Raw genomic sequence first — 25,304 nt, 5'->3', positions numbered from 1 at the left:
ATTGGTATCAAGTTAAAACATGCATTGAATAAGCTATTTCCCTGTATTCTGCTGATCGGTTGCTGCTTTGAGACGTTTTTCCATTTCTGTAGACACCATAATGTTTAATAGCCCCATAAGATTATTGGTCTCATCCCTTGCTTTTTGATAGGCCGCAGCGAAGGCTTTTTCATTCGCGGCAGGGTTTTTAATGTCACTTAGTTTCTTCCACTCGGGCTTAACACGTTGATCGTACATATCATACAAGCTGATGTCTGTAGGTGTCTGGGCAACAGGCATCATAGACTCAAATTTCGAGGCAACCTTAAAAAATCCCAGCGTATTTTGGACCGATGGACTAGAATAATCATGCGTCCTCATCGCTTCTTCTAAAATATGAAGTCCCTCGCGTGACAAATAAAGCATTTTGACGAGTCCTCTTTCTGTATTAGAGGTTTCCTCCCACTTCTTGTAGGACTCACCTGGAGCAACTCCCTCTGTAAAAAAATTATAAGCTTCATGAATAAATTCATCTGTATTCAGGTGGATGGGTTCTTCTGTATATAAATTCACGACAGAATCACTGTAATTTGCAATGTTTACCTGTTTCCCGGTTGGATCGGAAACCCGCCGAATCGGATGATCCTGTACTCGTACCAGCCCATAACGATCTGCAAAGGTAAGAAGCTGCTCCTGCGTCGTATTTAACCCTATTTGTCCTGCTGGCCGATCGGGCTTCGTTGCTTCTTTAGCCACGTCGGAATACGTCTTCCCATTACCTTTTGTAGCTTGGTCTGTAGTATTGCTCACAACACCATCCACACCAGCCTGTTCCGCATTGTCCACCTTGGCATTCTGTGTAGTCGTAGTCGTTGCCGTTGCTGCTCCAGTCGTAGATTCACCTTCAATTTGCTTCTTGGAGTCACCGCATGCAGTCAGCAAAGCAGCTAAACTTATTACAGCAGTCAACAAAATAATATACGCTTTTGCCTTCATTAGTACCTTCCTCATTTCCTTATGTATCATTCTTTATACCTTTGCGGTCTGATTGTAGCCTTCAATAATATGGAATTAATCTTATCAAAAATAAAAATGAGGGAATACTGGACCATACTCCTGATTATCTTCGATGATTCTATAGTAATTCGTTGTTTTCTGAACTAAAGTCGTGGCTCTCAACCTATATAATGGGCAAATTGCCCGTTGACTTTCGGAATACTTGATCCTCGGTACTACTCCTGCCTGTTCAAGTTACATTATAGTTGGTTCCTAGTTTTCAAAAGCCGATCGTGCTGTTTTAAATCAGTAGGTTGTGTAAATCGAATATTACAAACGAAAGCACCTGTAATTCATATAGAAATAGATGAATTACAGGTGCTTTTCTATTAGTTAGTAATGAGACTCCCTATTTTATTATTTTTATGAATATTTTCCGTTCCGGCTTCCAATGCAGTTTTGTAATATGAGCATTTATGTTCAATAACTTCCATTGTTTTTTTAAGTTCTTCCATTTGTGCTTCTACAGTAGCTTTTCGTTCCATAAACATGTCATATCTTTGTTGTAGTGTGGAATCCCCACCAGAACACCAATCAATGAAATTTTTAATTTCTTTGATCGGCATCCCGGTGGATTTTAGACATTCAATTATTTTTAAAGCGTCGATATCGGATTCTTTAAATAATCTTGTTCCGCTAGATGTCCGTTCTACAAAAGGCATAAGTCCCTCCTTGTCGTAGTACCGCAAAGCGTATGCTGTAAGATTCAATTCTTTTGCAACTTCGCTGATAGAATATGTCTTCATCATGTATCTCCTATTCTTAATGACATAGACTTCGAGTTAACTCTATGATATAAGGGGGATTCTATCAAGTTATTTGTAGAATGTCAAAGTCCCCTTATAGGAAAAGTAGAATCAGATGCTATCTAACGAAATATAATTAGCTGTAATGAACCTGAACCTGTACGAGCAGAAATTCCCAAAAGGAATATAAACTTGCGCTTGACTTAGAGTTAACTATAAGGATTAACATTGATTTGCAAGAGAAAAAGTATAAATGGAAATGAATGAAGGGTAACTTCAACTGACTTCAGCTAGTTTTCAATTTATACCGATATAACTGCATTCTCTTGAAAAATAGAAATAATTGGAGGCTATTTATGATAACTGCTAAAGCGCGAGCTGTCGATGGCCCAGACAAACCGTTTCGATCGGCTGAAATTAAACGACGGGATCTTGTTTCACACGATGTTCTGATTGAAATTAAATATGCCGGCATATGCCATTCTGACATCCACACTGCTCACGGCGAATGGGGGCCAGTGAACTACCCTCTCGTACCTGGACATGAAATTGCAGGGATTGTCACGGAGGTAGGATCTGAGGTTACAAAGTACAGAGTTGGTGACCGGGTAGGGGTTGGCTGTATGGTCGATTCCTGTGGAGAATGTGAGAACTGTCGTAAAGGAGAGGAACAATACTGCCTTAAAGGAAATGTCCCTACCTATGCTGGTGTTGACAAATACGGCGAGCCTACACAAGGCGGATATTCTACCCACATTGTCGTAACTGAGGATTTTGTAGTGAAAATTCCAGATAACATTGAGCTAGACGTGGCTGCTCCATTACTTTGTGCAGGTATTACGACTTATTCACCGTTGAACCGCTGGGGTGCTGGTCCAGATAAGAAAGTGGCCGTTGTGGGAATGGGAGGCCTTGGCCATATGGCTATCAAGATTGCACATGCTATGGGTGCTGAGGTAACCGTTCTATCACAAACATTAAAGAAAAAGGATGATGGCTTGCAATTTGGTGCGGATCACTATTATGCTACAAGCGAACCAGAAACATTTGAAAAGCTTGCTGGGCACTTTGATTTGATTATTAACACGGTAAGTGCTGCCATCGATATGGATGCTTATTTTGCACTACTCAATCTAGATGGAACTTTGGTGAATGTCGGTGCCCCTGGGGAGCCGTTGTCACTAAATGTGATGTCCCTTATCGGACATCGCCGTTCATTTGCTGGTTCAATGATAGGAGGCATCCGTGAGACACAGGAAATGTTGGATTTTTGTGCAAAACACAATATTGTTCCTAAAATTGAAGTGATATCGGCCGACCAGATTGACGAAGCCTACAAACGAGTGTTAGCTTCTGATGTGAAGTATAGATTCGTGATTGACATTAGCACAATGTAAGCTATGTAAATCATAAGTTGTACAAGTGATTTTAATTTTGAAGGTGTCCCCAAAGTATTACTTGGGACACCTTCACTTTATTCTGTGTACCATCCTATTGTCTATTTCCTCTTTTTTGTATTTATTTGTAATTCAAAGATTCTACCCTTAGAATATAATACATTAGGAATAAATAGGAAGGGGGAACTTATCTATGTTCAAGAAAATGGATATTTACAGAATCCTCACTTTAATATTTGCTGTAGTTGTTATGATCTCTTCCTCTTTATCACTCGCATACCCAGACACCTATAGGGACTCATACAAAATCGCGCAATTTTTTCTAGGGTTTATATTTTTATTTTCTGGAATTACAGAGTTTAAGGCTAACCGTAAGAGTATAGCAATAATGAACTTCTCAGTTTCCCTTCTCACTTTTTTTGTCTCTATATTTACACTTGTAGTGCGAACAGGCTAACCACACGGTTCTATACCTCAGTAACAACCCTCCCATAGCCCTCTCCCTCGTCATGTAAAAGAAAAGCCGAGCGAACTCAGGATCATCTGAATTGCGCTCGGCAAATGTTACGTATTTAGCAATCTTTTAGTTTTCCTCTAATTCTTCAATTCTCTGCCGCTTTCCTATGCCAAAGACAAAATATCCAATAATGACGATCGCCATGAATGTTGCCCCGACAATCAACGACAAGCGTGTGTCTGGATTAAACCACATTCCAACGATCACCAGCAACAAAAAGATAATGGTAATGTAATTACTGATCGGAAAAAAACGAGATTTAAAGGTGTGATCCTTCATTTCGTCTTTCCACTTTTTCCTGAATTTAAATTGACTGATGGCTAATGCAAACCACGGTACCATGCCTGGAAGAACACTGGCGCTGTAAATATACAGAAACAGTTTGGAATCAGGCATTAAATAGTTAAATAATACCCCTACCAGCAGCAAGGAAATGGTCGTTATTATACTATTTCTAGGGACGCCGCTTGGAGAAACTTTCCCGAAAAACTTGGGAGCTTGTCCGTTCTTAGCCAACGTGTATAACATTCTTCCCGCACTGTAAATACCACTGTTACAACCAGACATCGCAGCTGTAAGTACAACAAAGTTAATGATACCCGCAGCAGCCACAATTCCTACCTTGGCAAAAGTCAGAACAAATGGGCTACCGATCTCGCCTATTTGGTTCCAAGGATAAATCGTAACAATGACAAAGATTGCACCCACGTAGAAAATCAGAATACGCCAGATGATGTTTTTAATGGCTTTTCGCAGTGTCGTTTTTGGATTTTCAGCTTCACCTGCCGTAATACCCACCATTTCTATCCCTTGGTAAGCCGCTGTTACAATACAGAGTGCAAACAGAAACCCTTTCAAACCACCTGCAAAGAAGCCGCCATGGCTGTACAGATTGGATAGACCTATCGGTTGTCCACCGTTACCGAGTCCAAAGAAGATCATCCCCGTACCAACTACTAACATGAAGATAATGGCGACAATTTTAATCATCGCAAACCAAAACTCAAATTCCCCATAAAATTTCACAGCCGCCAAATTGGCCAATGCAATAATAATTACACCTGCCAAAGCCGGCAACCATTGCGGGATATCTGGAAACCAGTAGCCCACATATACCCCAATCGCAGTAACTTCCGCCATCCCTACGGTAACCCATAAAAACCAATAGCTCCAGGCGGTCAAGAAACCGGCTAAAGGGCTGATATATTTATGAGCAAATGTAGCGAATGAGCCTGTCACCGGTTCAAGAATCAGCATTTCCCCCATGATCCGCATGACAAAAAACATAATAATCCCCGCTAAGAGATAAGCCAGCAGCACTGAGGGACCTGCCCATTTTATCGTACTTGCCGATCCCATAAACAAACCGACGCCAATCGTACCTCCAAGCGCAATCAACTCAACGTGCCGTGGCTTTAGCCCTCTCGTTAATTGTTTCGATTCCAAAAGAACGCTCCCCTTCGTATATGTTCATCATCAAACGCTAATGATCCGGAAAACTGTCCCCAAACATTATTAACTTTTCAGACTGACGTGGTCGTGAGTGAACGACAACAAAGTAGTTCCACGATTCGTAAATATACCAGAAAACCACGTCCTATTTACCGTCCAAACCTTACTGTTTCTAAGACCGAGTCCGTAGCATTAGATGCATTGTATGACAAAAAACGCCTAAATACAACTGCTAATTAGCAGACATTTTTATGCATGAAATGGAAAGGAAGGCTATTCATATTTTCTGAACAATGGTCAATTTAATGTAATGCATTAGAGTGCTAAACAAACATATTTCTTCAATGATAAATATCACGATATTAAGTCTATTTGAAATCCGAGATGAAGATATAACTGGTCAATGGATTGATGCAAGTGGCGGATCTCATCTATAAAATTGAAGGGTTCAAAGCCTAGCTAAAGATCAGGCTTTTGAACCCGCTTATTCAATGATGAATGAATATGTATTTATTTGAGATTTTTTATAAAATTTTTCTGATCCTTGGTAAACATATAGCCACGTCGTTCATAGAACCTGTGAGCCTGTATCCGACTTGGGTGAGATAATAGTTTGATCCCAGAAAATCCATGGGACTTTCCCCACTGTTCAAGACGCTCAATCAACATGCTACCTACACCTTGATTTCTATACTTTTCTTTAACGACAAATCCTAATATATTTACCAAAGATTCAGAAAAAAGTAATTCATATGGGCTTCCATGAATATATCCTAATACCTCGTTATTTTCTTCATAAACAAAGATCATATCTTTTGATTCCTTTGTAATCAATTCAATCTTCTCTTTTACTTTTTCTTCAGGAAATAGATATAGATTGGGGTTAAAATCTTGGTTCAACAAATAAATGTCATGATAATCAGATACCCTAATTTCCCTAACATTTTTTTCTTTCACTTTTGAATACCTCCTATTTTCATCATACGATGCTTTATGTCTAAACTCATTAATCCTCACAATCTTGACCGTTAAAACAATTCAGCATCCCAATAAATGCTTCAAGTTTGGAATCCTCCCATGTTGAAATACGTTGATAAAATTCTTTTTCTTTTTCTTTTAAAGCTTCCAAGGCTTTTCCACGACCATTAGCTGTCAGGGATATCAACACACCCCGGCGATCCTCAGGGTGAGTTTCACTTTTTACATATTCCAATTGCTTAAGCTGAGTAACAAGACGGCTGACAGAGCTTCGATCCATAGCGGTGGATTCTGCCAAAAATGTAGCGCTTACCGGGCCGTATGAAAGAAGACAGCGTACGATCAGAAAAGCCGCAGGTTGTAATGATGGATCGAAAAGTGCCGCAGTTTTTACATTGAGTGCATGTGACGCGCTTATAAGTGCATTAAGTTGTTCACCAAGATTCAGTTCTAATTTCTCTCTTGTAGAATTTGGATGTTGAGTTTTATTATCCATATGTCTCCACCTTATTTAAATTAGTATGAATATATTTGACATATATCAATCAAAATACATATACTTGATATATGTCAATCATATTTTCAACTTTGGTAAGTGTCAAGCAGAAGATCTACAATATAAAGCATCCACAACCGTAAAGCGTGGACATGAATAAGAATGTAATTAGATCGAGAATTTGGAGGATGATTTATATGTCGACATACCCGATTATTGTAATCACTGGTGCTACTAACGGTCTTGGACAATGGGTAGCAATTGAATTAGCCCAACGCGGAGCACATCTAGTCTTAACAGCCAGAAATGAAAAGCGTGCTGAAACGACTAGAAATATTCTGAGAGACTTGGCGCCAAGTACAAAGGTAGACTTTTTTTTCGGGGACCTGTCTCTTATGAAAGATGTCAAACGTATTGGGGATGAAATTAAAGCTAATTATCCAAAGATTGATGTATTAGTGAACAATGCTGGATTACATGGATTTGAACAGCGAATAACCTCAGAGGGTTTGGCAGAAATGATAGCCGTAAACTATCTTGCCCCGTGGCTGTTAACGCATACACTACTCAATTCACTAATGGAATCCACAAATGCTAGGATCGTCAATGTAGCTTCTGAAGCGTCACGCAACCATGGTGAATTAAAATTACCGGAGGATTTAATAGATACATCTGCATTTACCGCAAGAGGTTCATCTAAGATATACGGAAAGACTAAACTTCTTAATATCATGTTTACAGAAGAACTTGGACGTCAATTGGATGGAACCGGAATCGTAGTTAACGCACTTAATCCAGGCTTTAACGTTACCGGCCTTGGCCGTGAGTTAGGATTTTCTTCGGTACTTGCAAAAATATTGAACGTTTTGCATATCGGAGACCCACGGAGAGGAGCAGAAATTATTATTCGTTTAGCAACAGAATCCCAATATCAAGAAGTGACAGGCGGGTATTTTAATGTTGGTACTGGTAAGCTGATTGTGCCGGTATATCCTGGTGGGGATAGCAAGATGCAACGCCTACTTTGGAGTACTACAACCGAATTATTACGGCAAAAAGGCGTTATGGAATGAAATAGAATCTAAAATCGAACAATGTCCCCCCAACGAATGGTTCATTTTGTAAACTAAATCTCTCTTTTAACCGATAAATACATATGTTGGTTCTGTACTTAAATATCTCCTCCCATCTTTACATATTCAAGTACAAACGTGTATTTTTCTAAAAGGGGGCTTTCTATGAACTATCTAGACGAGCATATACTTAGCCTCAAAGCTAAAATGGTGGATCAGAAGACAGCTAATAACGATAATGTGAAATCCATCCCAGCTCAAACCCAGAAATCGGAACTGGACGGTTCCATGTTTGAAGAAACAAAGCTACTTCATGTTGAAAATGATTATCTCACGTTGGAGCCCATTACAATACTACACGGAGAGATTGGTTTCTACATCCCCAAGTCCTTCACTCCTATGCCAATGGAGCAAGCTATAATCAAATATCCTTCAGAGCATCGACCAAAGGTCATTTATACCTCATCTGAGGAGACCATCAATATCACTTTTAATCCTACAGATACCGCTCTGGAAGCGGAAGAACTGCCTGATTTTGTAGAGCAAATGGCGGATATTTTACGGTCTGTACAACCGATTCGCAACTGGTTAGGTACCGAAATGGTCACCAACTGTTCCGGACTTTCAGTTGGGCAGATTCGTTTTGTGGCGGCGGGGATCGACGGTAATCTATACAACAAAATGCTGCTCTTCATCCATAATGGACGAGTTGTCATAGGTTCCTTTAGCTGTCTGGAGGCAGATCTCGAAGTCTGGTTACCTGTAGCAGAATACTGGGCTCAATCCCTTTCTGTCCTTCCACCCCCTGCCTATTGTACAAATGAGAAAGGAATGACTACACCATGAGTCTGGGATACGATCAAATTCAAATTCACCCTTATGAACAAATTGATCTGGAGGAGCTTACCTTAACGAAAAAAATTAACGAGCATACTCGGCTTTATTTTACAGGTATTATCCCCGATGACTTGCAAGACAGTTACGTAGAAACGACAGAAAAAAATACCATCATTGAAGTCAGTCAACAAGATGAATCTGGCGCAAGCAAGCCGCTATTTAGTGGGATTGCCCTCTCGGTCGAGGTAAAAGTCGTGCGAGGTGTGTACTATCTGGAGGTGGAAGCCATTTCCCATACGTACCGGATGGACATGAAGCAGCGTACTCGTTCTTTTCAGTATACGAAAATGACGATTCCTCAAATGCTGGAGCACATAGGTAAGGACTATGAAGGACTGGATGTGATCGACGGGGCTACCGGCGGAGAAGCCATCGGACGGCTTGCCATTCAGTATCAGGAGACAGACTGGGCGTTTTTAAGACGCATAGCCTCCCGTTATCATACGAGTCTGATGCCTGTAGCCCGCTTTGACAGTCCCAAATTTTATTTTGGTATTGAGGACAGCCCTGCACAGGCGATACTGGATCATACCCGTTATACCGTACGTAAGCAATTGCTTCCTTTTCGTTATTTTCAGGAGAATGAGCAAACCAAGCTGAGCGAACACGATTTTATTTTTTATGAGGTAGAAACGGATGAGGTACTCGACTTGGGCGCTCAGTTGAATTTTCAGGGGCATAACCTGTATGTGATGGAAGCCTACACCGCCATGAGTCAAGGACTGCTGCGGCATCAGTATGTGTTGGGTTCTTACCAGGGATTTCGGCAAAAAAGCTACTACCAGGATAAGCTGGCAGGAGCCTCATTAAACGGTATTGTGCTGGACGTACGTCAGGATCAGGTGCGCATTCATCTGGATTGTGATGAACAACAGGACACAAACCAAGCACACTGGTTCAACTATTCTACTGTGTACAGTGGCGGTGGCCATACCGGCTGGTATGTCATGCCAGAAAAAGGCGATTCAGTTTCCCTCTATTTCCCCGGTAGTCGGGAAGAAGACGGCGTTGCAGGTAGTGCCGTGAGAAGGGCAGATCGCAAGAGTACGCATAACCATTTTTCCAATCCGCAAATGAAAATATGGCGTACCCCGCATGGCAAGGAAATTCGACTGGGACCGGATGAACTGGTCGTTACAGGTAAGGACGGCGCTATTTATATCAAACTGGACGATAAAGAAGGCATTCATATTGCGAGCAGCAAACAGGTGAATATTACGGCGGGAGGCAATCTCAGCCTGTCTGCGGGGAAGACGATGAGTCTATCCGCAGGTAGTCAGCTCCGTATGGATTGTAATGGCAGTCATATTGAATTAAGCGGATCGGCGGATATGAAAGGCAGCGAAGTGAAGTCGAATTAAGGATGATTAGAAATGGAAAAGCAAACAGATGTGTTAGATCAACAACAAACGGCTCTTCATCAGGCTTGGTCTTTCATTCGCAAAGAATGGGCGTTGACATGTAAATCAACACAAACACAAAGATTACAGCATATAGTAGAACATTTTCGCGCCTTTTGTGAGCTGGTTCGGCAAAAACAATTTACAGGCCGTAAAGGTCATATCGGTTACATCACCTACTCTATGCTGCGCACCACATGGCTTGAACAGAAGCCCGTTTATCTTGTTGAAGCTACGGATGCCTTATGGATGCTTGATGCTGAGCCCGTTCAGTTGGAGTACGATGCAAGTTGGATTTTTCTCTATTGGACTCAATTACGTGAACAACTTGGGGCTGAAACTTTGAAGCAACAAGTCTCCCTTTCCGAACTTGAATTGGAACAGATCATGCTGGAAGCAGCGGGATATCTTCATACGATGATCGTTAGTCTAGTTCGTCAGGCTATGAAGCAAGCAGTCCACCTACCAGAGTTTGAGGCGTTGGATCGTGAAGAAGCTTTTGAGATTCGCGTCGGAGAGTATATGGATCATAGTGTCTCCGTGTATCGGGAAGATCGGAGACCCATGGATGCAAACATAGTAAAGTCTTGGCTGGAGGAAAAAGAAGAATCGGCCTACAGCTACCAAGCACTGTCTCAAGTTCAACTGTCGGATGGAGATTACAGTTCCTTGGATTTTCGCTATACAGTCTTTCGCCAGATCGGGATGCAACAAAGTCGATTGCATCACTGTATCCTCGTAGGCACGGTATGGCAAGAAGCTCAGCTAGATGGAACCGACCTTTCACACAGCCTGCTTCACGGAGCCGATTTCAGTGGCTGTTCCCTGCAAGAGGCTGTACTGGACGAAGTAATAAGCAATAGCGAATATGGATCGGATGCTTGGCTGGATTGGGAACCGTTAGGATTGGATGGAGTGAATTTTACAAGAGCTAATTTACAGGGAGCTAGTTTTCAACATGCACAGCTTCAAGGAGCTACTTTCCAAGATGCCGCGCTGCAAAGAGCTTTATTTAACGGCGCGGATCTAACAGGTGCCTGCTTTGTAGGAGCCGATGTTACTGACGCTTCTTTTATAGGTGCATGTTTAGTAAACGCTAATTTTACAGGAGCAAAACTACACCGGGCAATCTTTACAGATGACCAACTAAGCGAGGCCATTGGCCTTGCTGCTGTGGAAACGCCCCTGGCTACACAGATAACAGATGCAATGAGTAAAGGGGAGTGGATGTCATGAGGTATTACCGACTCATGGTGGACGAGCGCGTAAAGCATCGGGTGGAGACTGCGCCCCTGTCTCCCTTGCAGGTGGAAGATATCCTTTCGGGTCATACCCTTCAGGAGGAGGATACTCCCCTGTTTTTAGCTGTACATACAGATCCACGAACCGTATATCCGGATTTTCTGGAGTTCCCTTTGCCACTGGTTTCAGACTCCATGAAAGCCCTGTTGGAAAAATATATGCCGGAGATGGAATGGAAGGCCGCTATACTTACCGATTTTCAGAAAGCCAGGCAGGATGTGTACTGGATACTGCGTCCACCTGTGGTGGATTGTCTTTCCTCACAAACCAAGTGGTATCCCGACCACACCTTGAAGCAATTGGTACTTAAACACGGGAAAATCGAATCCTCTATATTTCGGATTGCCGGCTTGTTGGAAGCACATATCTATATCAATCTCGCGGTAGCGGAAAGTCTGCTGCGTCGTCCATTTACAGGTGTTCGTGTGCAAAAAGTAGAGATGGCCACAAAGGAGGAATAATCCGTATGGAAGAAGCAAGTGTGCAGCCTGGAACAGGTGCGAAAAAAAGCTATGTCGTGGCAGGTGCGATTTTAAGCTGTAGTTACGGTACACAGCCCACGCGTTTGAAGCGCCCTTTTAGCCATGGGGTGTATGTCAAAAATAAAGCTCAGATGAATATTGGAGATTATGTGCCCGGAGTGAACATAAAATCTTTTGGGAATTGCTCCAGTCCGCTGAATCCGGCTGTGCAAGCCAGTGAGATGGTCGATATTTATGGGGTGAAAAAGGCACCGTGTATTCCTGTCCTTACGATGCCTTGGCTGAACGGAAAAAGCGACATGCGCATCGAAGGCCAGCCTGCTCTTACGCAGAACTGTACGCATCAATGTCTTTATTGCGGACACATACAGATCGAAAATGACGGTCAGGAACTGGATTAATCAGTCGCAACCTACCACTATAAAAACAAAATGCGTTGGTGAGAGATTGGCTATCTTCTCCACCAACGCATAATATAGGTTATCTTCAAATAGTTCGCTCCACATCAGGTACCGCAAAAGGTTCGGTAAGGACAGGTGGATTCCTCAGGCAATGTAGAGTAAATTTCCTGTTCGGTAGAGTAGGCATAAGGGTTCGAAAGAACTTCAAGAAGCCGCTCCATCACACGGTAGTCTTCTCGTTCCACCGCAGCTTCCAGTGCTTCTTCTACCCGGTGGTTGCGTGGAATGATTGCAGGATTGCTGCTGCGCATCAGCTGATACGAGGAGGCTTGTGATTCCTGCTGTCTGCCCAGCCTCGCCTGCCACTGCTCGTGCCACTGGGTGAATTCCGCAGTGCTGAACAGAACCGTATCCTCCAGCTTGTTCAAAGTTAGGGCACGGAAGGTATTGGTGTAGTCGGCACGATGCTTCTGCATGATACTCAGAAGCTCCTCAATAAGAGATTCATCCTCCTGCTCTTCGTTAAAGATCCCTAGCTTCGCCCGCATTCCTGCAAGCCAATGATGGTGAAACATTTTTACAAAATCTGAAATTGCATCCTCAGCCAGTGTGACAGCCTGCTCCCTGTTGTCATGCAGCAGTGGCAAGAGCGTCTCAGCAAATCTCGCGAGATTCCACGCAGCAATATGCGGCTGATTGGCATAAGCATAGCGTCCCTGCCTGTCGATGGAACTGAACACCGTCTCAGGATCATAGGTATCCATGAAGGCGCAAGGTCCATAATCAATGGTTTCTCCGCTAAGGGTCATATTGTCGGTGTTCATCACCCCATGAATAAAACCAACTAGCTGCCATTTGGCAATCAGCTCGGCCTGACGCTTAATCACTTCCTGAAGAAGTGAAAGGTAACGGTTTTCGTCATTGGCAACTTCCGGGTAGTGTCTTTCCAATGTATAATCAGCCAGAGCACGGAGATCTTGGGACGTGCCCCATGCTGAGACGTATTGAAAGGTGCCGACGCGAAGATGACTGCCAGCCACACGGGTCAGAATGGCTCCGGGCTGCTCGGTTTCCCGGATGATCGACTCACCCGTGGATACCACCGCCAAGCTGCGGGTGGTAGCAATACCTAGCGCATGCATCGCCTCACTGATGATGTATTCGCGAAGCATCGGCCCAAGTGCCGCACGACCGTCACCACCACGGGAGTATGGCGTTCTGCCTGAGCCCTTGAGCTGAATATCAACCCGTTCACCCAAGGGAGTGATCTGTTCGCCAAGCAGCAGAGCACGTCCGTCTCCTAACATGTTAAAATGCCCGAATTGATGCCCTGCGTAAGCTTGAGCAAGAGGCGTAGCCCCTTCAGGAACCTGGTTGCCGGCCAGCTCCGCTACACCATCATTCCCTTGCAGCGCCGTGCCGTTCAACCCCAGTGATCCTGCCAACGGATGATTAAGAATGATCAGCTTTGGTGAGCGGACAGGAGTTAGGTTGAGTTTTGTAAACAATGATTCCGGCAAACGCGAGTAACGGTTGTCGAAGTTCCACCCTATTTGATCTGCTATTTCTTTTTTCTCCGTCATAATGGCTCCTTTTCTGCTGCGGTATCTTAGGTTTTCCCATTTTAGTTTTTACTTCTGCCCATTTATTATCCACTTTTCACCATGCTATTGTGCCTTTCAGCTTTTAACATGCTTTTTTATTATAATCGATTATCAAACATTAATTGTATTTGAATACCGAACGGGTCTTCAATAATACCGTAGGCTTGGCTAAACACATTATTAGATAAAGGCACAATAATTTTCACTCGATCATCTGTAATTAAGCTATCATAAAAACGTTTAATTTCTTCTAGGTCAGCACTTTGAATACATAATGAAGTATTATTCCCTACTGTATATTCTTCACTGGGATTCATTGTATCTTCTGCTATCATTACTTTTGTTTTTCCGATTGCTAAGACAGAATGAGAAATATAATTTTTATTTTCATCAGTAAGCTGTATGGAGCTGTCACGTTGGGCCATGTCTTGATAGGTAACAAGAAACAATTCCTTTGCGTTGAAGTGTTTTTTGTAAAAATGTATAGCTTCTTTTGCCTTTCCGTTCATGGATAAGAAAATAGCTACTTCCAGTGTTGTACTCATGGTATCAATCTCCTTTTATATGTGTAGATATCTTATGAATTTGATATATTTCCTTGAACTTATTATCATATAAAAAGGTATCAAAACATGACACCTTTATAAGGAGATTTAGATGAAGAAATCGGAAAGATTAAATGACATGATCAGATACTTAAACAGTCGAGAGTTTTTTAATTTAAATGACCTAATGGATAAATACCATATCTCAAAAAGTACAGCTCTACGTGATATTAGTTCATTGGAACAATTAGGTATGCCTATTTTTTCGGAACATGGCAGACATGGACGATATGGTATCCTAAAAAATAGATTGTTATCCCCCATTATTTTTACGATGGATGAAGTGTATGCTCTGTACTTTGCAATGTTGACGTTAGAAGCTTATCAATCCACCCCCTTTCATTTAAGTGTTAATCAACTGAATGAAAAGTTTGAACACTGTCTTTCTAAAATACAAATAAACCAGATTCATAAAATGAAAAAGGTTTTACAATTTGAAACATATCAGCATAATCATGTTAGTCGTTATTTAGATAAAATTCTAACAAGCATTCTTAATGAGAGTACCTGTAAAGTTAAATATGTAAAAAATAATCAGAAAAAAAGTTACTATATTCAATTTTTCAAAATTTCCGCTAAGTTTGGTCAATGGTATGCTACTGGAATAGAGTTACATACGAATAAATATAGAGTTTTCAGATGTGATCGAATAACCCTTATAGAAGAGGAGAACAATTCTCGCTTTTCTATAGATGAACTTCTTAGTCGTTCATTAGAAATGTATCAAACTGAGAAGAGCATTGACTTTGAAGTAGAGATTGTAGAACAAGCCAAGGATATTTTTTATAAAGAACATTATCCTTCTATGAAAATAGAAAATGGTGATAAGACAGTCATTAAGGGATTCTATAATCCAGGAGAAGAAGAATTTATCGCTCATTATTTTATGAGATATGGTCATTATGTACGATCAGTGAAGCCTGAATCTTTAAAACAGATTATTAAAGATAGAGTTGAGCACCTCTTAAACCACTATCAAAAATTATAAGGTAAAAAGGCTTTTAAGGCAGAATGCAGAAAACTTCACACCCTTTAGGAGATCTTTGGTCTATTTCATTTACATTCTAGTAAAGAAAAGGAACCTGCAAGCTCCTTTTCTTTACTAGCTATGACATTTGAATCATGGCTTCCGTTTGGCGATAACGGCATAGGATACCGTTCTTGTGAATCCAGTTGGATTCCATGCAGTAAATACCCATCTGTCTTCGGCCGCGGAATAATTATTGAGAAGAAACCCTTGTTCATTTCCAGAGAAAGTCCATGAACCGCTAATCAGATTGTAGGCGTTACCGTTAATCGTAGTGCTTCTAAAGCTATTAGGAGAAATAGTGATCGGTGCGAAGGTGAAGCGTGCGAATCCATCTCCAAGTTGAGTTACACGAATGGCTTTTTTAAGATTCATAATCACGTGACTATTTTTTTTCAGTTTTTTTCCCAACTTTGCTTCTGTTTTTTTAATTTTCATTAAGGTTGCCTTTCTCAAAGAAATCATCTCCTTAATTGTTTTACTTATAGTTAATGATGGAGTAGATACTTTTGAATGGACAAAATCCCCGGTAAATTGGCTTGATTTTCTGGAGGTGCTGAAACAAAAAGCCCTTCCTTAAAATAAAGGAGGGCTTGATACCGCTACTTCTCATATTTTCCGTTCCTATACCGATTTTGTTAAGCCGATATGGGTGATCATGGTGTCATACGGTTCTAATTCCATGGCTTGTTTGCCATATTCCGTATCAATCGTCGTTCTTTGAACTTGATCGCTATTGTTAATAACAACCAACATTTTACTTTCTGGATAATAAGCACACTCTGTATATAGGTTATCCGTAATGTACTTCGTTTCATGTAACTCATTGCCTGCAAAGCGAATCAAATTCAGCAGTAATCTTGTGTTCTCCCAGCTGAATTCGAAAGAAGGAAGGTAGATCCCCTTTCCTTTACCGAAGGCATGTGTAGACAGTGTTATCATACCACTCGTTTCCTCAACTACCGCCGCTGACCCATCGGTAAGATAAATGCTATTCTTTGGCGTTATACTGGCTCCTTCAGGCACCAAACCATGCTCATCCCTAACCTCGTATACCCATCTTCCATGACCTACTCTGGAGCCTGTATCCTCATCCAGACCGAGAACATGTGCCATTCTGAAAAAGCTGTCGTGGCCTTCAATCGCAGAAGGCTGGTTGATGCCAATAAAGGTACCACCCTCATAAACCCATTGGGTCAGTAAGTCCACACACTTGTTGTCATTCCAGTACTCCCCACCACTCCATGCTGAACCAGCAGAGCCGGCATTGATCACTACATCACAATCCTGTAGAATTCCCTGACGGATATCTTCAAAATCAATGAATTTCACTTCAATCGGCAATCCGGATAAAGCCTCATTGACATGAACCAAATCATGCATATACGTTTCATGGAAATGTCCGGACAATGTCCACGATCTCAATTTTCCCCAACTATGCAGAATAGCTACCTTCGTCTTCATGTGATAGGGCTTGCCTTCATGGTGCAGTTCCTTAATTTCTCTGAATTCATTGGCAATCTTTTCGATGTAATCGCAAAAATCCGGGTAAGGCTCTACAAGGTGCAAATATCCGCCCAGTCCAATTCGGTCAATAGGCTCCCGCAGCAAGGCGCGCCGAATATTAATCCAATACTTTTTGGCATCCAGCGTGGGGTTCCCCCCTTCCATAAAGGTAGGAAGCCCGCCTAAACCAACCGGAAATAAGTATGGATGCAGCCGAATCTCATGCGTATTCACTTTTACACCTGAACAGAGCCTCGCCTCGTAACCTGAAAACACACATTTAATCAACCCGTCAAATCCAAACTCTTGAAAACGGTCATTGTAAGGCTCCATACCAACCCAACTGTCATCATAGAAAACATAGGCCAGCTTGTCGTGCCTATGCACAATGTCAATTAATTTCTTGCCAAATTCAATCACAAAATCATTGATAAATGCCATCCAATCCAGCTTGCGCTGCTCAGCCGGGATATGACTGACGCGGTATTTCCCGCCATTCACAAAATCCTCGGCTGTCATCGAATACCCGTATTTCTTGGCAAACAGATCAAGCGCTCTTGAACTTACCGTAAAATCGTATGAACCCCAGTCAGAGAACAGATGGCGATTGCGCTCATTACTGCCCCAGATCCAGGCGAAATTATAAAATAAGGAGGTAAACCGAACAACCGTGGTTTCCTTATGATGGAGACACCAATCTTCCATCCAATCCAGCAGATATTTTTGCGTTTCTGCATAGATGGGATCAATCTGCATCAAATGCTCTTTGTCCCAATGATTCGTTGTGTGATTGTACATGGAAATCTCTTCCCAGATCCGGTAGGCCATGAAGCTTACCGTGTATTTATGCCAAGGAACAATTCCGGTAATGACTACATTTCCGGATTCCCTTTCATAATTCCACTGTTCTCTTGGAACTTCCTCCCCGGTCGTTCTGTCAAAAACCTGCCAATAGTTAAACGCCTCTTTGGAATCATTAACCTTGAATTGTTCAGCAAAAAAATCCTCCATCAGATAGATGGATACATAATCTTGTACAGCTACCTTCGGATTTGTAATTAAAAAACATTGCTGAAGCTTATCAAGATTGTGGGACGCCCACTCGTTATGATCTCTGATGATACAGATTGTCGAATATATGCCGTACCCAGCGTTAATAATCTCGTCGGACAATTGCGTGCCGTCACTATCACGGATGACATCGGCACCCCACCGTTCAGCTAATTTTAGGGTCAGCGCCTCATAACCAGATTCTCCCGGTAGTGTAAAGGCCCCCGTTGTTTGTTTAGACAACTTGGTTCCCTCCTAATTCAACATATCAGACAGAAAAGCCAATGCCAGGCCTTGACCCCAGCCCTGAATCCAGTCTTTTGGAATATTGCGATACCCATCCCGATCTTTCATAACCGCTGTGCCGCCAGAAACACCTAGTACCCGTCCGTCCTCGCTAATATGGTTCAAGATGCCGTCCAATGCCTTTTGCACGTATTTGGTATGCAGCGGATTGCCGTTATTGATCATGGCTGCCGCGATTCCGCAAGATGCAGACACCTCCTCGTAGGACTCCTCGTCATCCAGTACCGTCCGCCATAGGCCGTTCTCCGTTTGAACACCCTTTAGTGCCGCCAGTTGATCCCGAAGCGAACACTCCACGTCCATGCACTGCGGATATAAATACCAGTCCTTCAAATGAATTTTAACTTGCGACATGGTATAGGCTCCCCAAGCATTCGCTCTCCCCCAGAAAAATCCGGACATGTGATCCTGCTTGACATTATTGTAGCCATGGTACCAGAAACCGCTACTAGGGTCTTGCAGGTATTTGATATGCCAGTAAAATTGGTTTAAGGCGTCCTGGATCATTTCCTCATCCTTTAATTTGGTTCCTACACGGAGCAGAAAAAATGCCGCCATAAACAATGTGTCCGCCCATGCCTGTTCTGGAAAATCATTAGCAACGGATACCGTATGCTGCAGAACATTGTCTCCGAACCTGAGAGCATGGTTCCGAATATAATCCACCTTGCTCATCACAATATCCCAATATTTCTGGTCCCCTGTTTCTTCATACAATGTGATCAGCATATGACCCATGGCACATGTGTTTACCGTCCAATGCGGCAGCCCCAGCTCGATATATTCATCTGCCCATTGCACAAGCATATTCAAATACTCTTTATTTCCAGTTTTTGTATAGGCTCTGGATACCCCATAATAAGCCACACCGCAAGGCCAGTCCCACGTCAAATCCATCGCCATTGTTTTTCTGACGACTTTGTCGATAACTATTAACATCTCTTTCTTGTCATAAGTTAATTGAAGCATCTATGTTCTCCTCTCTTTCGCACACGCCCCCAAAGGCGCTTGAGAGCTGTTCGTCACTGTTTTGAAAACGCTTTACTTATTCCATTGTACGCAGTAAAATAGTCTCCATCTAAGCATATTCGCAACAAAACTGTGCAATTCCAATCATTTATGTGATGATTTTGCAAAAATCCAATAAGCGACTTCCAATAAACAGTATATAGATCGAAATGGTCTAGTTCGTCTATATATTGCACCTTGGAGCGATTGGAATCGAATTTTGCAAAATCCTGATATATATAGGCTGGTTAAAATCAAAGTCATGGGAGTATTGGATATGCCCAGAAAAAAGAAGCCCGTTATAGAATACCGACACTACAGCTTGCCCATAAATTTCCCTGTCTTGCTATTAAGCGGTGAGCGTTGGAAGATTTCCGATATTAAAAGTGAACATCTCCATTTCCATAACCATTTGGAGATTGGTATATGCTATTCGGATAGCGGCATCATGGAGATCAAAGGAGAATCTGTACCCTTCAAAGCTGGCGATGTGACCTTCATCCCCAGGTATCTTCCTCATACCACGTATAGTTCGCCAAATACAGCCAGTCTTTGGTCTTATATCTTTTTTTCGCCAGAGGAGCTCTTTCAACATTCATTTAAAAGTGCTTATAGCAACTTCGAGCCGAATTTGTGGGTAGTGAAGGGTATGAACTGTATATTGAATAAGGAGCAACATCCCAAGGTTTATACACTTGCGACTTCAATCGTAGAGGAATTAAAACAGCAGAATCCTTACTATCAGGAAAGTGCCTACGGCTTATTGCTATCCCTTTACATAGAACTCCTTAGAATTCATTCCAGGAATGAACTGTTGGCAGATCAAGAAACAGAGCATAGCCTGAAAAGCGATTTTGTCATTTCTCCGGTTCTGGAGTACATCACGAAAAACTATATGAACCCCATTACTATGGATTTTTTGGCCGACCTGTGCCATTTAAGTACAACTCATTTTCGAAGAAAATTCCATGAAATTATGGGGACGTCGCCTCTCGATTTCCTAAACAGCACTCGAATCGAAGAGGCCTGCAAGCAGTTAAAAAGCACGGAGGATTCTATTCTTTCGATCTCTGAACAAGTCGGTTTTCACTCCATTTCCAGCTTCAACCGTTGCTTCTCCAGGCTTATGGGAAAGCCGCCCAAAGAATGGCGTAAAGGGGCGCAATCCGAAGCCCAATCCGCGAAAGCGTCTATACTGGAGTTTACGGGGTGGGTTTAATTTTACCAAACGGAATCAAGCAGCTCGTCCACTTCTCGAATTCGGGTCACCGATGGTGTTTGTATAAGATTGCCTTTGACCATGACCATAGCTACATCCGACAAAGCTTTTATGTTGTTCAAAGGGTTTTGCTCCATCACGATTAAATCCGCCTGTTTTCCGACATCAATGCTCCCTGTAAGGTGATCAATGCCTAAGATTTCCGCATTAGATTTTGTTACCCGTTCGATGACCTGACCCGCGTTCAGTTTCGTTTGTCTCATAAAGTGGTCCAGTTCCCGCCAAATATCATAGTGGGTGACGTAAGACATTGCGGCATCCGTTCCAACCCCAATTTTGATATGATGTTCCACAGCCTGTCGCAGTCCCTTCAACATCGAGTCGTACACAAGCCGGGAATTTTCCTTAACAGTCTCATTCACCTTCGTTAGGCCCGTGTCCAATTTTGCAGTGGGATACGCAGCCTGCATCGTAGGAATCAAGGCGGTATAGCCCTTTAATGCCCTAGGATTGTTTTTGTACAGACTTATGATCTCCTCATCCATCTCCGCACCGTGTTCAATGGTATCCACCCCGCCCTTTAGCGCGATTCTTACGCCTTCGGTACTTTCCACATGGGCCGCTACACGCATACCGATTTTATGGGCTTCCTCGCAGATGGCGGCAACCTCTTCCTCCGTCATTTGCAAGCGGCCTGCTTCACCGACCATGTTGGCATCGGTAACCCCGCCAGTCACGCATATTTTGATTAGATCTACTCCGTTTTTCACATTGAGTCTTACATTTTTTCTCGCTTCCCATGGCGAATCGCCGATCAAAGCCAAATAGGGTGCCCCATGACCACCCGTTACGCTCAGGAAATACCCGGACACCAAAAGATTGGGGCCAACAAACCGGTTTGCATTAATTTCATCTCGAAGCTGTACATCAGTATAAAAAAACTCGCCGACGCTGCGCATCGTGGTTACACCGGAATGCAGTGCCGTCAGTGCATTTTTCTTCACCCGTTTTTTTAACACACTTCGGCCCAGCCTCGTATCCAAAATATGACGGAATGCAAAATTCAGCAGCCCTTCGCTTGCAGACAGCTTAAATGGGTTTCCATCTGCAAAAAGATGGACGTGCGCATTAATGAGGCCAGGCATCACATATTTCCCCGATACATCGATCGTTTGATAATGGCTGGGAATAACCAAACCGCTTGTCTTCCCGATCTCCTGAATCAGCCCGTCTTCGTGAATTAAAATCGTCATCATTTTTTCAACGTCTTTTTTCGCGTCTCCATAAATCACATTGCAGTTCTTAAGTGCATAACCTGTCTTCATCGTTTCTCCCTCCTGTTTACGCTCATGGTGTTTAATAATGAATTATCTATTCATTTTTGGGATAAAAAAATATAGGGACTGTCTTGATGCCAGAAAAATGATGGACCGTCCCGCAAATATCCGCCTACTTGTCGACATTATTCATTCAAGCTTTTTAGTCCATGCAGCCTGTATAGGCTAAGTGCCTCAAAAACCCGTTTCCGGCTATCGGCGCTCATATCCCTCTTCAATAAATCCAAAGTCATATGGATGACATTATTGGCAATGATGTTCAGCAAAATCATATTTTCATCAGTTCCGATTTCATATCTTTTATAATTTTTTTTCAAATAAGGCTTCTTGGTTTCGATCATCAGATCGATCAGTTCTTTTTTTGCATCGCTGTAAATCGTCCCTTTATTTTTTTCGAAAATAATGACGATCTGCATGCTATATTGAGTTAATAGGTTGATTTGTTCCTGAACAATGGCCGATTTTTTTTCGTTATTGGTTTCTTCAAAAAAAGTCTGGTTATCGATATAAATGCTTTCTACTAACACATTCTTCAAATAATCTACTAAAGACGGCGGAACAACCGAATAAAATAACTCCTTTTTATTTTTAAAATAAGTATAAATATTTCCGACAGAAATTTGGATTTCATCCGCAATATCGCTCATTTTGGCATCTACAAAGCCTTTTCGAAAAAATACCTTTAAAGCGGCGGATTCAATTTCTTTTTTCACTTCATCTTTTTTCGCCTGAATAATAAACACCCTCATTCAATAATGAATAATTCATTCATTTTTAGTGTAGTTTAGTGGTTTTGATTTGTCAAACCCGAGCAAAACAACGACATTATTATTTTCAAAATATAGACGATATAAAAAAACAGGGAAAAGACATGACGGAAGCGGGTTTGCCCCGTTCTCCATTCAACCTGTTCCCCGATTTCTTTTAAATCTTCATTCATGTTTTCAGCACAAGTTTGTCACAAACCCTGACACGACGTGCCAACATCAATGAAAGTTATTTATTTTCATAACGTACTGCGCCGTAGTTCATAAAAATACTGCACAATGGGATGCTTTAACTTCATCTTCCCGGTCATGTTTAAAATTCGCTTTTTTCCTACTCGTCTGTCCACTAAAGCTAGAATATTCAATAAGATATCATTACTCTCTAAGCTTTCCTCTATAGAAGTAGTTAAAAACTTATTAGCTACAACATTAAAATTAGACTTGCTTAATGAGGCCTGTGCTGACAAAAGCTCCTTTGCATGCTCTGATATTTTTCTACCTCTTGCAATTACTTGTAGACGAGCCTCCGGAACATTCCCATTAGTATCTTTTCTGACCGCTTCAATTTCTTCATTGCTGATAGGAACTTGGATATCTGGATCATTCTTAATTTCCTGCTCCGACTGATACCATTTGATTGGACTAATGATATCATTCATATTGAGTATGTTCTTCTTATCTACAGTTATATAACAAATTCCAGGTTTATCAAGCAAATAACGGTAACTGGTCGCTCGGTATTCGACCCTTCCGTCTAACGCAGGACAGAGGAAGCTCTCCAGTTGTTGCTTCAATTTACTCCAGGACATATATCCTCCTATGTTTTCAATGTCTACTAACAGCCCATCCCCAACTTGGTAATTTAATTTCCGCGTTCCTCTACCTCATCATGATCCTTGCTTCCAAACTCATCAAGCAATGTACGCACTTCACTTGTTGATTTGGCGTTCATTAAGCTGTTTCTGAGTTCACTTGCCCCTCGGAATCCACGGACATATATTTTGAAGAAGCGAGCGAGAGGGCTGAACGAACGTGGCTCCTGCGCTGAATAATGATCATGGAGATCTAGATGAAGCCGCAGCAGTTCAAGCAATTCCTCACTGCTGTGTTCCTTCGGCTCCTTCTCAAACGCAAATGGATTCTGGAAAATACCACGCCCAATCATAATGCCATCCACTCCATATTGCTCAGCAAGCTTCAAGCCGGTCAGACGGTCCGGAATATCTCCGTTAATGGTCAGCAGTGTGTCTGGTGCCACCTCATCACGAAGTTTCTTAATCTCCGGAATCAGTTCCCAGTGAGCGTCTACTTTGCTCATTTCCTCTCTGGTCCGCAGATGAATAGAGAGATTAACGATGTCTTGTTTCAAAATATGGGTCAACCAGTCGCGCCATTCGTCTACGGTAGTGAAACCGAGCCTTGTTTTCACACTGACGGGCAGTCCCCCGGCTTTCGCGGCTTGGATAATATCCGCTGCGATTTCGGGACGGCAGATCAGGCCGCTTCCCTTCCCATTCTCGGCTACATTCGCTACAGGACAACCCATATTAATATCGATGCCTTTGAAGCCTTCTTTCGCCATACCGATGCTCATTTCACGAAAGTATTCTGGCTTATCTCCCCAGATATGGGCCACCATGGGCTGTTCATCCTCTGTAAAAGTCAAACGCCCGCGTACACTTTTGTTCCCCTCCGGGTGACAATAACTCTCTGTATTCGCAAACTCCGTAAAAAACACATCCGGTCTGGCTGCTTCACTTACGACATGGCGAAACACAACATCCGTCACATCTTCCATCGGTGCCAGTATAAAAAAAGGTCGTGGCAAATCACACCAAAAATTATTCGTCATATCAAAAACTCCTCTATAAATACCAGGACAAATCTTTGGTCCCAAAATGGTAAAGCTAACCTGTTCATGTCCTTGCTTCTTCTTCACATAAAACATGTTTAAGCAACGTAGTTCAAACGGCAGTATATGTTAAGCATAGACATCTAAATGAGTATATCATACCCAATAGAGGAGCAGACTCCCCAAAAGACTCGCAAAAAAAGGAAGAGCGCCGCCCCTCCTTGCCATCTTCTATAACGTACTGCGCCGCAGTTCATAGAAATACTGCACGGCATAACTTCCCCCAGCCTACGCCGTTCCCAAGCGAATGGCTTAAAAAAAGAGCCGAGGAATAATATCCTTGACCCTTTTCGTCAATTTCTACACATGAATACCCAAAATTTTCAGCTGTTCATTGATTTTGGCTTCAAGTTCAGCGATTTCTTGTTTATCTTGCTCTAAAAGCTTACTCACTTCGGCAAGGTCAATGACTTGCTCTTCTTCAAACGTATCCACGTAGCGAGGAATATTTAAGTTAAACTCGTTTTCTTTGATTTCTTCAAGTGATGCCACGTGAGCATATTTATCAACATCTACACGATTTCGGTACGTTTCAATAATCTTATTAATGTTTTTATCAGTAAGTTTGTTTTGATTTTTACCTTTTTCAAATTCATTGCTTGCATCGATAAACAAGATGTCTTTTGTTTTACGATTTTTCTTGAATACTAAGATCGTAGTTGGGATGGATACGCCATAAAACAAGTTAGCAGGTAATCCTATAACTGTATCAAGATAGTTTTTCTCAATGATCGTTTGGCGAATCGCACCTTCTGCTATACCACGGAACAAGACACCATGCTATTTT

General features: G+C 42.1%; 24 protein-coding genes and 1 pseudogene. 10 read left to right on the top strand and 15 right to left on the bottom strand.

The window, feature by feature from the left end:
- Positions 1-33: 33 nt before the first annotated feature.
- Together MKX59_RS25430 and MKX59_RS25425 are read right to left on the bottom strand one after the other, a co-directional pair.
- Complete coding sequence (locus tag MKX59_RS25430) at positions 34-975, bottom strand: hypothetical protein (RefSeq protein ID WP_023987118.1); 942 nt, start codon at positions 973-975, stop codon at positions 34-36.
- A 389-nt stretch (positions 976-1,364) separates the two neighbouring features.
- Entirely contained in the window at positions 1,365-1,781 is a 417-nt protein-coding gene (locus MKX59_RS25425) for a MerR family transcriptional regulator (protein WP_023987117.1), read from the bottom strand.
- A gap of 356 nt (positions 1,782-2,137) precedes the next feature.
- On the opposite strand from MKX59_RS25425, the gene MKX59_RS25420 reads away from it, so the two are divergent.
- Together MKX59_RS25420 and MKX59_RS25415 are read left to right on the top strand one after the other, a co-directional pair.
- Complete coding sequence (locus MKX59_RS25420; protein ID WP_071559260.1) at positions 2,138-3,178, top strand: NAD(P)-dependent alcohol dehydrogenase; 1,041 nt, start codon at positions 2,138-2,140, stop codon at positions 3,176-3,178.
- Positions 3,179-3,371: 193 nt separating this feature from the next.
- Entirely contained in the window at positions 3,372-3,635 is a 264-nt protein-coding gene (locus tag MKX59_RS25415) for a DUF3953 domain-containing protein (protein ID WP_071559261.1), read from the top strand.
- A gap of 126 nt (positions 3,636-3,761) precedes the next feature.
- Here MKX59_RS25415 and MKX59_RS25410 read toward each other — a convergent pair whose 3' ends face one another.
- From MKX59_RS25410 to MKX59_RS25400, 3 genes are all read right to left on the bottom strand, one after another.
- Entirely contained in the window at positions 3,762-5,141 is a 1,380-nt protein-coding gene (locus MKX59_RS25410) for an amino acid permease (protein WP_023987114.1), read from the bottom strand.
- 516 nt (positions 5,142-5,657) lie between these two features.
- Entirely contained in the window at positions 5,658-6,104 is a 447-nt protein-coding gene (locus MKX59_RS25405) for a GNAT family N-acetyltransferase (RefSeq protein WP_071559262.1), read from the bottom strand.
- A gap of 49 nt (positions 6,105-6,153) precedes the next feature.
- Entirely contained in the window at positions 6,154-6,621 is a 468-nt protein-coding gene (locus MKX59_RS25400) for a MarR family winged helix-turn-helix transcriptional regulator (protein ID WP_071559263.1), read from the bottom strand.
- Positions 6,622-6,818: 197 nt separating this feature from the next.
- Here MKX59_RS25400 and MKX59_RS25395 point away from each other — a divergent pair, with 197 nt between their 5' ends.
- The 6 genes from MKX59_RS25395 to MKX59_RS25370 all read left to right on the top strand — a co-directional run bounded on the left by MKX59_RS25395 (position 6,819) and on the right by MKX59_RS25370 (position 12,176).
- Positions 6,819-7,694, top strand: a complete 876-nt coding sequence (locus MKX59_RS25395) for an SDR family NAD(P)-dependent oxidoreductase (protein ID WP_071559264.1) — start codon at positions 6,819-6,821, stop codon at positions 7,692-7,694.
- Between the two features lie 165 nt (positions 7,695-7,859).
- On the top strand, positions 7,860-8,540 hold the full coding sequence (locus tag MKX59_RS25390) for a hypothetical protein (RefSeq protein ID WP_071559265.1): 681 nt from the start codon (positions 7,860-7,862) through the stop codon (positions 8,538-8,540).
- Positions 8,537-9,952, top strand: a complete 1,416-nt coding sequence (locus MKX59_RS25385) for a phage baseplate assembly protein V (protein ID WP_071559266.1) — start codon at positions 8,537-8,539, stop codon at positions 9,950-9,952. The genes MKX59_RS25390 and MKX59_RS25385 overlap by 4 nt, the downstream gene beginning before the upstream one ends.
- 12 nt (positions 9,953-9,964) lie before the next feature.
- Positions 9,965-11,227, top strand: a complete 1,263-nt coding sequence (locus tag MKX59_RS25380; protein WP_071559267.1) for a pentapeptide repeat-containing protein — start codon at positions 9,965-9,967, stop codon at positions 11,225-11,227.
- Entirely contained in the window at positions 11,224-11,754 is a 531-nt protein-coding gene (locus tag MKX59_RS25375) for a hypothetical protein (RefSeq protein WP_179085480.1), read from the top strand. The genes MKX59_RS25380 and MKX59_RS25375 overlap by 4 nt, the downstream gene beginning before the upstream one ends.
- Before the next feature lie 5 nt (positions 11,755-11,759).
- Entirely contained in the window at positions 11,760-12,176 is a 417-nt protein-coding gene (locus MKX59_RS25370; protein ID WP_013308879.1) for a DUF4280 domain-containing protein, read from the top strand.
- Between the two features lie 104 nt (positions 12,177-12,280).
- Here MKX59_RS25370 and MKX59_RS25365 read toward each other — a convergent pair whose 3' ends face one another.
- Positions 12,281-13,759, bottom strand: coding sequence for a protein adenylyltransferase SelO (locus tag MKX59_RS25365; RefSeq protein WP_071559268.1), 1,479 nt, complete (start codon positions 13,757-13,759; stop codon positions 12,281-12,283).
- Between the two features lie 119 nt (positions 13,760-13,878).
- A complete protein-coding gene (locus tag MKX59_RS25360; RefSeq protein WP_071559269.1) occupies positions 13,879-14,325 on the bottom strand; it encodes a VOC family protein in 447 nt (148 codons plus the stop codon).
- A 112-nt stretch (positions 14,326-14,437) separates the two neighbouring features.
- Here MKX59_RS25360 and MKX59_RS25355 point away from each other — a divergent pair, with 112 nt between their 5' ends.
- On the top strand, positions 14,438-15,373 hold the full coding sequence (locus tag MKX59_RS25355) for a helix-turn-helix transcriptional regulator (protein WP_028542016.1): 936 nt from the start codon (positions 14,438-14,440) through the stop codon (positions 15,371-15,373).
- Between the two features lie 132 nt (positions 15,374-15,505).
- Here the strand turns inward: MKX59_RS25355 and MKX59_RS25350 are convergent, their stop codons facing one another.
- From MKX59_RS25350 to MKX59_RS25340, 3 genes are all read right to left on the bottom strand, one after another.
- Positions 15,506-15,877: a hypothetical protein gene (locus tag MKX59_RS25350; RefSeq protein ID WP_340859320.1), complete on the bottom strand. Its 372-nt coding sequence runs from the start codon at positions 15,875-15,877 to the stop codon at positions 15,506-15,508.
- 159 nt (positions 15,878-16,036) lie between these two features.
- Positions 16,037-18,211: a 1,3-beta-galactosyl-N-acetylhexosamine phosphorylase gene (gene gnpA / locus MKX59_RS25345; protein ID WP_340859317.1), complete on the bottom strand. Its 2,175-nt coding sequence runs from the start codon at positions 18,209-18,211 to the stop codon at positions 16,037-16,039.
- A 12-nt stretch (positions 18,212-18,223) separates the two neighbouring features.
- Complete coding sequence (locus MKX59_RS25340; protein WP_340859315.1) at positions 18,224-19,243, bottom strand: glycoside hydrolase family 88/105 protein; 1,020 nt, start codon at positions 19,241-19,243, stop codon at positions 18,224-18,226.
- A 301-nt stretch (positions 19,244-19,544) separates the two neighbouring features.
- Between MKX59_RS25340 and MKX59_RS25335 the strand changes: the two genes are divergently transcribed.
- A complete protein-coding gene (locus MKX59_RS25335; protein WP_340859313.1) occupies positions 19,545-20,501 on the top strand; it encodes an AraC family transcriptional regulator in 957 nt (318 codons plus the stop codon).
- Between the two features lie 2 nt (positions 20,502-20,503).
- Here MKX59_RS25335 and MKX59_RS25330 read toward each other — a convergent pair whose 3' ends face one another.
- From MKX59_RS25330 to MKX59_RS25310, 5 genes and pseudogenes are all read right to left on the bottom strand, one after another.
- Positions 20,504-21,826, bottom strand: a complete 1,323-nt coding sequence (locus MKX59_RS25330) for a metal-dependent hydrolase family protein (RefSeq protein WP_071559273.1) — start codon at positions 21,824-21,826, stop codon at positions 20,504-20,506.
- A 137-nt stretch (positions 21,827-21,963) separates the two neighbouring features.
- On the bottom strand, positions 21,964-22,551 hold the full coding sequence (locus MKX59_RS25325) for a TetR/AcrR family transcriptional regulator (RefSeq protein WP_233903829.1): 588 nt from the start codon (positions 22,549-22,551) through the stop codon (positions 21,964-21,966).
- Between the two features lie 293 nt (positions 22,552-22,844).
- Positions 22,845-23,414: an SF0329 family protein gene (locus MKX59_RS25320; protein WP_069081253.1), complete on the bottom strand. Its 570-nt coding sequence runs from the start codon at positions 23,412-23,414 to the stop codon at positions 22,845-22,847.
- Positions 23,415-23,467: 53 nt separating this feature from the next.
- Positions 23,468-24,457 (bottom strand): tRNA dihydrouridine synthase, encoded by a 990-nt coding sequence (locus tag MKX59_RS25315; protein WP_340859310.1) that lies wholly within the window; start codon positions 24,455-24,457, stop codon positions 23,468-23,470.
- A 360-nt stretch (positions 24,458-24,817) separates the two neighbouring features.
- Positions 24,818-25,297, bottom strand: a pseudogene (locus MKX59_RS25310) (N-6 DNA methylase); the annotation flags it as partial.
- Positions 25,298-25,304 lie beyond the last annotated feature (7 nt).

Source organism: Paenibacillus sp. FSL R7-0340, assembly GCF_038002205.1.
In the GTDB taxonomy this organism is placed as follows: domain Bacteria; phylum Bacillota; class Bacilli; order Paenibacillales; family Paenibacillaceae; genus Paenibacillus; species Paenibacillus polymyxa_B.
Note: the sequence above shows the minus strand (reverse complement) of the source record. Positions and strands in the feature narration are given on the sequence as shown.

What these genes read in the sequence shown, in the direction of transcription:
- MKX59_RS25385 (WP_071559266.1), top strand. Translation starts at nt 8,537, where the DNA reads ATGAGTCTGGGATACGATCAAATTCAAATTCACCCTTATGAACAAATT.
- MKX59_RS25340 (WP_340859315.1), bottom strand. Translation starts at nt 19,243, where the DNA reads ATGCTTCAATTAACTTATGACAAGAAAGAGATGTTAATAGTTATCGAC.
- MKX59_RS25400 (WP_071559263.1), bottom strand. Translation starts at nt 6,621, where the DNA reads ATGGATAATAAAACTCAACATCCAAATTCTACAAGAGAGAAATTAGAA.
- MKX59_RS25365 (WP_071559268.1), bottom strand. Translation starts at nt 13,759, where the DNA reads ATGACGGAGAAAAAAGAAATAGCAGATCAAATAGGGTGGAACTTCGAC.
- MKX59_RS25430 (WP_023987118.1), bottom strand. Translation starts at nt 975, where the DNA reads ATGAAGGCAAAAGCGTATATTATTTTGTTGACTGCTGTAATAAGTTTA.
- MKX59_RS25350 (WP_340859320.1), bottom strand. Translation starts at nt 15,877, where the DNA reads ATGATTTCTTTGAGAAAGGCAACCTTAATGAAAATTAAAAAAACAGAA.
- MKX59_RS25370 (WP_013308879.1), top strand. Translation starts at nt 11,760, where the DNA reads ATGGAAGAAGCAAGTGTGCAGCCTGGAACAGGTGCGAAAAAAAGCTAT.
- MKX59_RS25425 (WP_023987117.1), bottom strand. Translation starts at nt 1,781, where the DNA reads ATGAAGACATATTCTATCAGCGAAGTTGCAAAAGAATTGAATCTTACA.
- MKX59_RS25330 (WP_071559273.1), bottom strand. Translation starts at nt 21,826, where the DNA reads ATGAAGACAGGTTATGCACTTAAGAACTGCAATGTGATTTATGGAGAC.
- MKX59_RS25380 (WP_071559267.1), top strand. Translation starts at nt 9,965, where the DNA reads ATGGAAAAGCAAACAGATGTGTTAGATCAACAACAAACGGCTCTTCAT.
- MKX59_RS25315 (WP_340859310.1), bottom strand. Translation starts at nt 24,457, where the DNA reads ATGACGAATAATTTTTGGTGTGATTTGCCACGACCTTTTTTTATACTG.
- MKX59_RS25415 (WP_071559261.1), top strand. Translation starts at nt 3,372, where the DNA reads ATGTTCAAGAAAATGGATATTTACAGAATCCTCACTTTAATATTTGCT.
- MKX59_RS25355 (WP_028542016.1), top strand. Translation starts at nt 14,438, where the DNA reads ATGAAGAAATCGGAAAGATTAAATGACATGATCAGATACTTAAACAGT.
- MKX59_RS25360 (WP_071559269.1), bottom strand. Translation starts at nt 14,325, where the DNA reads ATGAGTACAACACTGGAAGTAGCTATTTTCTTATCCATGAACGGAAAG.
- MKX59_RS25395 (WP_071559264.1), top strand. Translation starts at nt 6,819, where the DNA reads ATGTCGACATACCCGATTATTGTAATCACTGGTGCTACTAACGGTCTT.
- MKX59_RS25390 (WP_071559265.1), top strand. Translation starts at nt 7,860, where the DNA reads ATGAACTATCTAGACGAGCATATACTTAGCCTCAAAGCTAAAATGGTG.
- MKX59_RS25375 (WP_179085480.1), top strand. Translation starts at nt 11,224, where the DNA reads ATGAGGTATTACCGACTCATGGTGGACGAGCGCGTAAAGCATCGGGTG.
- MKX59_RS25320 (WP_069081253.1), bottom strand. Translation starts at nt 23,414, where the DNA reads ATGTCCTGGAGTAAATTGAAGCAACAACTGGAGAGCTTCCTCTGTCCT.
- MKX59_RS25335 (WP_340859313.1), top strand. Translation starts at nt 19,545, where the DNA reads ATGGGAGTATTGGATATGCCCAGAAAAAAGAAGCCCGTTATAGAATAC.
- MKX59_RS25420 (WP_071559260.1), top strand. Translation starts at nt 2,138, where the DNA reads ATGATAACTGCTAAAGCGCGAGCTGTCGATGGCCCAGACAAACCGTTT.